Origin of the sequence: Actinomyces acetigenes (assembly GCF_031296635.1) — a bacterium.
Lineage (GTDB): Bacteria > Actinomycetota > Actinomycetes > Actinomycetales > Actinomycetaceae > Actinomyces > Actinomyces acetigenes.
Window position 1 is genome coordinate 24715 of record NZ_JASPFC010000030.1, and the last position, 9301, is coordinate 34015.

Consider the following 9301-nt stretch of genomic DNA (forward strand, 5'->3'; position numbering starts at 1 on the left):
GCCGCTGCCAGCATGGGGCGGGACGCCCGGGTCGGCAGGCCGGCCGGAGGGCGTGGAGGGCTCGGATCGGCAGGTCGGCCGGAGGGCGTGGAGGGCTCGGATCGGCAGGTCGGCCGGAGGGCGTGGAGGGCTCTGACCGGCAGGGCCGCCCGAACCGTGCCAACGGTGCGGATCGAGCCGATAGCGCGAGCGTCGCCCCGCCGCCCGGCTACTCCTGGTTCCAGGCCTGCCAGAGGCTCGCGTACTCCCCGCCGAGGGCCACGAGCTCGTCGTGGGTGCCCAGCTCCACGATCCGCCCGTCCATGACGACGGCGACCCGGTCGGCGTCGGCGGCCGTGTAGAGGCGGTGGGCCACCTCGATGACGGTGCGCCCAGCCAGCGCCGTGGACAGGGTCCGCTCCAGGGTGCGGGCGGCGCGCGGGTCCAGCAGCGAGGTGGCCTCATCCAGGATGAGCGTGTGCGGGTCCAGCAGCACCAGCCGGGCCAGCGCCACCTCCTGGGCCTGGGCGGGGCTGAGCTCGAGGTGTCCCGAGCCGACCATCGTGTTCATCCCCTCGGGCAGCGCGTCCACCCAGGCATCGGCCCCGATGGCCTCGATGGCCTCGCGGATCGTGTCGTCGGAGGCGCCCGGGCGCCCCAGGCGCACGTTGTCCGCCACGGTGCCGACGAACACGTGGTGCTCCTGAGTCACCAGGGCCACGTGGCGGCGCAGCTCGTCCTCGGTCAGGTCCGTCAGCGCCACCCCGCCCACGGTGACGCTCCCGGAGGTGGGCGGGTTGATGCCCGCCAGCATCCGCCCCAGCGTGGACTTGCCCGACCCCGAGGGCCCGACGACGGCCAGCCGCTCCCCGGGCACGAGCTCCAGGTCGATCCCGTGGAGCACCTCGACGCCCTCCCGGTAGGAGAAGCGCACGTCGTCGAGCACGATCCGCGTGCCTTGGGGCTCCTGGCCGGTGGGGGTGCGGTCGTCGGGGACCTCCTCCACCCCCAGGATGCGCGACAGCGAGGCCTGGGCGATCTGGACCTGGTCGATCCAGAACATGAGCTGGCCCACCGGCTTGCGCAGCTCCATGGAGTAGAGGGCAACCGTGGTGATCGCCCCCAGGGTCGCGTAGCCGCGGGCGGCCAGGAACCCGCCCCACAGGAGGATGACGACGACGGGTGCCCGCCAGGCGACGTCGAGCACCATGAACAGACGCACCCGCAGCGCCGCCGTGTAGCGCTCCAGGGACCAGGCCTCCTTGATGGAGGCCATGATGGCGCGCTCGCGGCGCGCCCCGATGCCCAGGGCGTCCACGGTCTCGGCGTGCTCGACCGTCTCGGAGACCGCCCCGTTGAGGCGGGCCTGGGCGGCCGACTCGGCCCGGTAGGCGGGGATGGAGATCGGCAGGTACCAGCGCATCATCGACCACACGGGCGGGGCGATGACAAGCAGCCCGAGCGCCAGGAGGGGGTCGGCGACGGCAGCGGCCAGGAGCGTGAAGACGATCGTCACCACGCACACGAGGATCTGGGGGATCCCCACCCGCACGAGGAACTCGATGCGGGAGACGTCGGTGGTGGTGCGCCCCACGAGGTCACCGGTGCCGGCGGACTCCACTGCGCTCAGCGGCAGGTGCACCACCCGGTTCATCATGCGCTCGCGCAGGTCGGCGAAGACCGACTCACCCAGGGTGCGGGCGTACTTCTGGGCGAAGCGGTTGATGAGCGCCCCCACGAGCGTGACCGCGATGATGGTCAGCACGATCCGGTCCACGTAGCCGGCGTCGGCCCGCCCGGCCGAGACCCGCCCGACCAGCCGCCCCAGCAGCTGCGGGGCCACGAGCGTGGACAGGACCGCCGTGATCTGGAGGACCAGGACGACGGCGAAGCGCCCCCGGTAGGAGGCCATGATCCGGAAGGTCTTGCGCAGGGCGACGGGCCCGGGCGCGACGGGAAGCGCCATCAGCAGCTCGCCTCCGCGTCCTCACCCATGGCCCGTGAGACGACGGCGCGGTAGTCGGCCGCCTGCGCGTGGCCGTCGCGGGCCATGGCCATGAGCTCGCGGTGCGTGGAGCGCAGCAGCTCGGTCCCGCTGGAGTCGAGGAGGACGACCTCGTCGCAGGCCTCCAGGACCAGCGGCGAGGCGGTGACGACGACGGTCGTGCGCCCGGCGCGGGCCCGGTGCACCTGGGCGGCCACGCGGGCCTCGGTGTGGGAGTCCAGGGCGGAGGTCGGCTCGATGAGCACGAGCGTGGGCGCCTCGGTCAGCAGCGCCCGGGCCAGGGCCACGCGCTGACGCTGCCCGCCGGACAGGGACCGGCCCTTCTCGGTGATCATCCCGGCCAGGCCTTCGCTCAGGGAGGTCAGGACATCGCCGGCGTCGGCGATCTCGATGGCCTCGATGAGCCGGTCGTCGCCGGGGGCCTCGCGCTCCTGGGGGCGGACCTGCTGGTCGACGTCGGCCCCGGTGGTGCGTTCGGCCTCGGCGCGTACGAGGTCCTCCAGGCCCGCTGGCTGCGGTTCGGGGCCGCCGCGCACGTCGAGGGCCTCGCGCAGGGTCCCGGTGAAGAGCTGGGCGGTGGCGCCGGAGACGACGACGCTGGCGCGCACCTGCTCCAGGGGCATGGTGGTCAGTGGCCGGCCCGCCAGGGTCACGGTGGGGCCGGCGTCGGTGAAGCGCCCCAGGCGCGTGGCCAGGTCGGCGGAGACCTGCGGGTCGGGGCACACGAGGGCCGTCATGCGGCCCTCCTTGAGGCGCAGGCCGCTGCCGGTGTCCACCAGGTCGCCGCTGACGGGGTGGGCGGCGGCCGGGTCCAGGTTGAGGCGCTCCACGAGGCTGCCGGCGGCCGGCGCCACCTCCAGCAGGCGGCTCAGGCGCCGGGCGCCGACGACGGCCCGGGTGTAGTCCTGCACGGAGCTGGTGAACACCCACAGCGGCCAGGACAGGTAGGCGGTGTAGCCGTAGAAGGTGATGAGCCCGCCGGGGGTGAGGCTGCCGGCCACGGCCATGCGCGCCGCCACCCACACGACGATGGCGGCGAAGAGCCCGGGCAGCAGCACCTGGAGGGTCATGAGGGTGGCCTGGGAGGAGGCCACCTCGACGCCGCGGCGCCGCAGCTCCTGGGAGGCGTCCCGATAGCGGCGGGCGAAGACGTCCTCCCCGCCGATGCCCCGCAGGATCCGCAGGCCCGCCACCGTGTCCGTGGTGATCGTGGTGACCGCGGACTGGGCCTCGCGCTGAACGGCCTGACGCTTCTGCAGGGGACGGATGACCAGGGTGACGATGGCCGCCACCAGCGGCATGCCCAGGATGACGATGAGCCCCAGGCTCACCGAGGTGCGCAGCATGAGGACGGCCACGACGAGGAAGCTGGCCGCCGCCCCCAGCAGGGCCGGCAGGTACTCGATGAGATTGCCCAGGTAGCCGGCGTCGGAGGCGATGATGGTGGCGACCTCACCGGTGGAGACCTGCCGGGACAGGTCCTTGCCCGTGGCGGAGATCTGGCGGCCCACGAGCCGGTCGACGTCGAAGCCGGTGCGCATCCAGGCCGTCACCCCGAAGTAGGACAGCATCGTGTCCCCGACGGCGTAGACGACGAACAGCACCAGCAGCAGGGCGCCGATGCCCCAGACGCGGCCGTTGAGGCCGTTCTCGATGCCGGCGTCCAGGGCCTGCCCCAGGAAGGCCGGCACGATCGCCTGGATGATGTTGGAGGTGCAGGCCGCCAGGGTCGCCAGGGTGACCGGGACGGCGGCGCGTCGCAGCAGCCAGCGCAGAAGCGCCCCGGCCCCCAGGGACGGGGGATGGGGCAGCGGGGCGTCGGGAGTCATGGACTGCAGGGGCCGTGCAGTCAGGGCGGACAGCGCTGCCGGGACGGTCGGGAACGACCGGGAGGACGATTCGGGCATGATCGCACGAGGCTATCGGAGGGGAAGCCGGCGCGGCAGGGGGAGAGGCGGTGACAAGGAAGATACCGGACGTGGGAATACCCGCCGGGCATGGCTCAGGCGGCCGCCGGGCCGGGGCACGCGACGTACCGGCGCCCCGGCCCGCCCCCGTTGCGGGGGTCAGCCGGGGCGCCGGGTGAGGTGGGGCCCGCCTGACGCGGACGCCTCACCGTGCGCGCCGGGCTCACTCGGCTCACGCTGCTCACTCGGTGGCGATGGCGTCCAGGACGGGAATCCGGGAGGCGCGCAGCGCCGGCCACAGGGCCGCGATGACGCCGACCACCACGGAGAGCACGAGCATGCCCACCATCTGGCCCCAGGGGATGCTCAGGGATGTCAGCCCCCGATCCTCCAGGACCTCCTTGAGGGCGGCGGCCAGGACCACCCCGGTCGCCCCGCCCAGGACGGTGCCGTACAGGGAGGTGAGGACCGACTCGGTGATGATCTCCCCGGCCAGCTGGGCCTTGCCCAGGCCGACGGCGCGCATGAGCCCGATCTCCTGGGTTCGCTCGGAGACCGAGAGCACCAGGGTGTTGACGATGCCCAGGATGGCGATGGCGATGCTCAGCCCCAGCAGGCCGTAGAGGACGGCGAGCATCTGGTTGATCTGCTGGCCGACCTGGTCGGAGATCTCGCTGGCGTCGCGCACCGCGTACTGGTAGGTGTCGGCCACGATGTCGCGGGCCTTGTTCCGCACCGTGTCGAGGTCGGTGCCCTCCTTGAGGGTCAGGAGCATGCCCTGCGGGGAGTCCAGGACGTGGGCCGGGTCCGTGCTGGTGCTCGGTGAGTTCCAGGACCCCACTGCTGCCGCCAGCTCGGGGGAGATGTAGTAGTTGCCGCCGGTTCCCTTCGGGTCGACGACGGCGCTGACCGTGGCCTCAACCGACCCGGTGGGGCCGGTGACGGAGACCTTGTCCCCGAGCTTGAGGCCCTCATCCTTCTTCGCAGCCACGTGGGTGGTGTCCAGGTCGTTCATGGACCCGGCGCTCGCGGAGACGTCGTAGGCCGTGGAGTAGGTGCCGGGGTCGACGACGATGACGGTGGCGGTGGCGTTCTGGCTGCCGTCGGGCTTGGTGACGGCGTCGGTGTAGATGGAGTAGGAGGAGGTCTCCTTGACCCCGTCGATGGCAGCGATCTCCTTGGCCTTGTCGGCCGAGAGCCGGGTGCTCAGGCTGCCGATGGTGGCGGGCTGGACCACGAGGTCGGCCTTGAGGGACTTGTCGATCTCGTCGGAGGTCGAGGACTGGAAGGAGGCTGCCAGCGTGGCGCCGGCGCACACCAGGGCCATGCCCACCATGAGGGCGCCGGAGGTGTTGGCCGTACGGCGCGGGTTGTGGACGATGTTGCGCACCGCCAGGCGCCCGGCCGGCCGCAGCAGCCGGAAGGGCAGACCCAGCACGGCCACCACCGGGCGGGCCAGGGTCGGGGAGACGATGAGCAGTCCCAGGACCGTGCCGCCCGCGCCCAGCCCCATGATGAGGCCGCGCTGCGACAGGTCCGCGTTCACCCACGCGGCGGCGATCGCGGCCGCCCCGGCCGCCAGCAGCAGCCCGCCCAGGATCGTGCGCAGCACCAGGGACTTCTCCCGGGAGCCGGACACGCCGCGCATGGCCTCCACCGGGTGGGTCAGGGCGGCCTCCCGAGCCGGCAGCAGAGCGCCGACGACGGTGACGGCCAGCCCCACCGCCAGCGAGACCGCGATGATCGTCCCGCTCAGGCCCGTGCCCTCCAGCAGCGGCATGCCCGCGGCGTCGAGCAGCGCGGACAGCCCGGCCAGGAGGCCCGCGCCCGCGGCCACGCCCAGGGCGGAGCCGATGACGCCGATGACGACGGCCTGCAGGAACACCACGCCGAACACGGAGGCGGGCGAGGCCCCGACCGCCCGCAGGAGGGCGAACTCCTTGACCCGCTGACGCACGCTCATCGCGAAGGAGTTCATGATGATGAAGGAGCCCACGAACATTGCGACGACGACGAAGACCAGCAGGAAGACCTGGACGAAGCCCAGCTGCTCCTCAATGGCCTTGTTCTGCTCCTTGATGACCTCGGCGCGGGTCTGGACCTGGGCGCCGTCGGGAAGGATCTTGGTGATCTCGGACTTGACAGTGTCCACTGAGGAGCCCTGAGCGACGTCGACGGCGATGGTCGTCACCTTCCCGTCCGGGGCGGCGATGGGCATGAGCCAGCTCGGGTCCACACCCACGACCGTCGCACTGGCCATGGAGGACTCGTAGTGGAACTCGCCGACTACGGTGACCTCGCTGGGTGAGCCCTGCACCACGATGTGTGTCTTGTCCCCGACCTTGAGGCCGGAGTTCTTCAGGGCGCCGGACTCCAGGGTGATCTCACCGGCCCCTTGAGGCTTGTGGCCCTGGACCCAGGTCAGGCCCTTCTCGTTGTCGTACAGCGGAATGAAGATCGTGGGGGCGCCGGTGGTGGTGACCGGGGCGTTGTTGGCTCCCACGAGGACCCCGACCATCTGGACGCCGGGGTTGGCGGTCTCGACGCCGTCGATCTGCTTGATCTGCTCGCTCAGGGCACTGTCGATGGGCTGGGTGAGCAGGGACTTCGACGAGCTGGTGTCGTCGCTGCTGGCGAGCTTGGGGCCCTGGACGTACAGGTCGGAGGTGATGGTGGACGAGGTCAGCTTGGAGAAGGTCTCCGACATGGAGGCGCGCAGGGCCAGCGTGCCGGACAGGAACGCCACCCCAAGCATGACGGCGAAGGTGGTCAGGAAGAACTGTTTGGCGTGGGCGCGCACGGAGCGCCAGGCGACTCGTCTCACGGCTCAGGCCCCCTCGGCGGCCGAGTTGGCGCTCTGAGCGGTGGCTGCGGGGGCGGGCTCGGTCTCGCTCAGCTCGCGCAGGGCGTCCAGGACCCGGTCGCGGTCGGGCTCGTCCAGCTGGGCGACGACGTGCCCGTCGCGCAGGAAGATGACGGTGTCGGCCCAGGCGGCTGCCTCCGGCTCGTGGGTCACCATGACCACCGACTGCCGCAGGTCGTCGACGCTGCGGCGCAGGATCTCCAGGACCTGGTCGGTGGAGTGGGAGTCCAGGTTCCCGGTGGGCTCATCGGCGAAGACGACCGCCGGTTCGCCCACGAGCGCCCGGGCGCAGGCCACGCGCTGGACCTGGCCGCCGGAGAGCTCGGCGGGCCGGTGGGATAGGCGCTCCCTGAGGCCGACGGCGTCGATCACCTGGTCGAAGCGCTGCGGGTTGACCTTCTTGCGGGCGATATCCAGGGGCAGGGTGATGTTCTCCGCCGCCGTGAGGGTGGGCACCAGGTTGAAGGACTGGAAGATGAAGCCGATGCGCTCGCGGCGTAGACGGGTGAGGCGACGCTGGTTCATGGAGGAGACCATGTCGCCGTCGAGCATGATCTCCCCGGAGGTGATCGAGTCCAGGCCGGCCAGGCAGTGCATGAGCGTGGACTTGCCGGAGCCGGACGGCCCCATGATGGCGGTGAAGCGGGCTCGGGCGATGTCGACGTTGACGGAGTCGAGCGCTGTGACGGCGCCCGATCCGCGGCCGTAGACCTTGGTGAGGTTGCGCGCGGAGACCACGGGGTCGTCCACCGGATGGTGAGGAGTGAGGACAGAGGATACGGCGACTGGGGCGGAGTTACTCATAGGTTCAGTCTGGCAGCGGTATGGGACGGGTGAATCCTCCTGGCGGAGGACCGGCCCCTGAGCGCGGGGCCGCTCGACCCTGACCCGGGGTCGGGGAGGTCCCTGACAGATGCCATGTGCGCGTCCCGGTGGTAGACAACCATGTGGGAATGGGGGTGGGGTTTTGCTTGTGGGTTTGTGGGGTGCGGTGGTGTGGTGGGTGTTACTGTGCGGGTTATGGGTTTTGCTAGGGATGAGGATCTTGAGTGGGGTCCGGAGTGGATCGAGGAGCGTATCCGGGTGGGTCTGCTGGGCTACCACGACATGCCTCCTTTGGGTGTGGGTCGGGTGGTGCCGGAGGAGTACTTTGAGCGGTTTGGGGGTGTGTTTCCTGAGTCGGTTCTGTATATCTGGAGGCGTTTCGGGTTTGACGGCTTTGGGCAGGGCCGCTCGTGGATCACGGATCCTGTTGAGTGGGCGCCGGTGGTGGACGCCTGGCTGGAGGGGATCGACCTGCCCTTCCCGCCCCAGCGCTGGCACTGCATCGCCCGCACGACCCTGGGGTGCATGCGTCTGTGGGGGGAGATCTCCGGCCCCGCACTGAAGGTAGACGTCATCGACGGGGCCATCTACCCCAACGCCAATGAGGCGGAGAACATGACTGATCCGGTTGTCAGGGAGCGCAGCGGCTGCATTGAGTTCACCAGTCCGCTTGTGGATCTTGATGAGGATGAGGTGACGGGTCGGTCTTTGGCTGTGGAGGGGATTGAGCGTCTGGGGGTGCCGGGGGCTGATGAGGTGCTGGGGTTTGTTCCGCCGTTGAGCTTTGGTGGTCAGGTGAGTGCGGATCGGTTGAGTGTGCAGAAGGCTGTGCCTTACCTGGTGGGGCTGGCGCAGTCCACGCCCAGGTACCTGGGGATGGACTTCATGGCTGCCTGGGGTGGGGCCGCTACCCAGTTCCTCATCGACCAAGGAGCCATACCCAACAGCACAGGCGCCCCCGATGGCCAGGGTGGCCCTGGTGTCTCAGGCGAGAGCACCCCCGACACGCCCGGTAGCCCTGGTGGTCAGGGTGGGCCTGCTGGTTCTGGTGGCCAGGATGGGCCTGGTGCTCCGGGCGCGAGCGACCTCGACACCCTCGGCGACTCTGGTGGCCCAGTTGGTTCTGGTGGTTTTGGGAGTGGGTTGTGAGCGGCGGTGACTGTGGTGAGTGTTGTGGACGGTTTGCTGACTAGAGAAAGGATGTAGGTCATGGGTTTTGTGAGGGATGAGGATCTTGAGTGGGGTCCGGAGTGGATCGAGGAGCGTATCCGGGAGGATATGATTGAGTCGGTTGACTCGATGCCTCCTTTGGGTGTGGGTCGGGTGGTGCCTGAGGGGTACTTTGAGCGGTTTGGGGGTGTGTTTCCTGAGTCGGTTCTGTATATCTGGAGGCGTTTCGGGTTTGATGGTTTTGGGCAGGGACGCTCGTGGATCACGGATCCTGTTGAGTGGGCGCCGGTGGTGGACGCCTGGCTGGAGGGGGTCGACCTGCCGTTCCCTCCTCAGCGCTGGCACTGCGTGACACGCACCGCCCTGGGGTGCATGCGTCTGTGGGGGGAGATCTCCGGGCCGGCTGTGGACATCGACGTCATCGACGGGGCCATCTACCCGGATGCCTCTGAGGCGGAGAACATGACTGATCCGGTTGTTAGGGAGCGCAGCGGTTGCGCTGTTTTCGTTATGCCGCTTGAGGATGTGTATGACGATGAGGTGACGGGTCGG

The 9301-nt window shown here is 70.2% G+C and carries 6 protein-coding genes; 2 read left to right on the forward strand and 4 right to left on the reverse strand.

The genetic code is table 11. The features are described 5' to 3' along the window. Positions 1-208 precede the first annotated feature (208 nt). From RIV14_RS10745 to RIV14_RS10760, 4 genes are all read right to left on the reverse strand, one after another. The gene (locus RIV14_RS10745) at positions 209-1945 is read right to left on the reverse strand and encodes an ABC transporter ATP-binding protein (protein WP_075373089.1); all 1737 of its coding nucleotides are present in this window, start codon (positions 1943-1945) and stop codon (positions 209-211) included. Next, positions 1945-3813 carry an ABC transporter ATP-binding protein gene (locus RIV14_RS10750; protein WP_075373088.1) on the reverse strand — a complete coding sequence of 623 codons (1869 nt, stop codon included), beginning with the start codon at positions 3811-3813 and terminating at the stop codon, positions 1945-1947. Before RIV14_RS10750 ends, RIV14_RS10745 begins: the two co-directional genes overlap by 1 nt. A gap of 319 nt (positions 3814-4132) precedes the next feature. After that, a complete protein-coding gene (locus tag RIV14_RS10755) occupies positions 4133-6715 on the reverse strand; it encodes an ABC transporter permease (RefSeq protein ID WP_075373087.1) in 2583 nt (860 codons plus the stop codon). A 3-nt stretch (positions 6716-6718) separates the two neighbouring features. Continuing rightward, the gene (locus RIV14_RS10760; protein WP_178387900.1) at positions 6719-7558 is read right to left on the reverse strand and encodes an ABC transporter ATP-binding protein; all 840 of its coding nucleotides are present in this window, start codon (positions 7556-7558) and stop codon (positions 6719-6721) included. Positions 7559-7774: 216 nt separating this feature from the next. Here RIV14_RS10760 and RIV14_RS10765 point away from each other — a divergent pair, with 216 nt between their 5' ends. Both RIV14_RS10765 and RIV14_RS10770 read left to right on the forward strand, forming a co-directional pair. After that, positions 7775-8728, forward strand: coding sequence for a GAD-like domain-containing protein (locus tag RIV14_RS10765; RefSeq protein WP_309325178.1), 954 nt, complete (start codon positions 7775-7777; stop codon positions 8726-8728). A 60-nt stretch (positions 8729-8788) separates the two neighbouring features. Then, positions 8789-9301 (forward strand): GAD-like domain-containing protein (locus RIV14_RS10770; protein ID WP_309325179.1); only part of this gene is annotated, 513 nt, incomplete at its 3' end.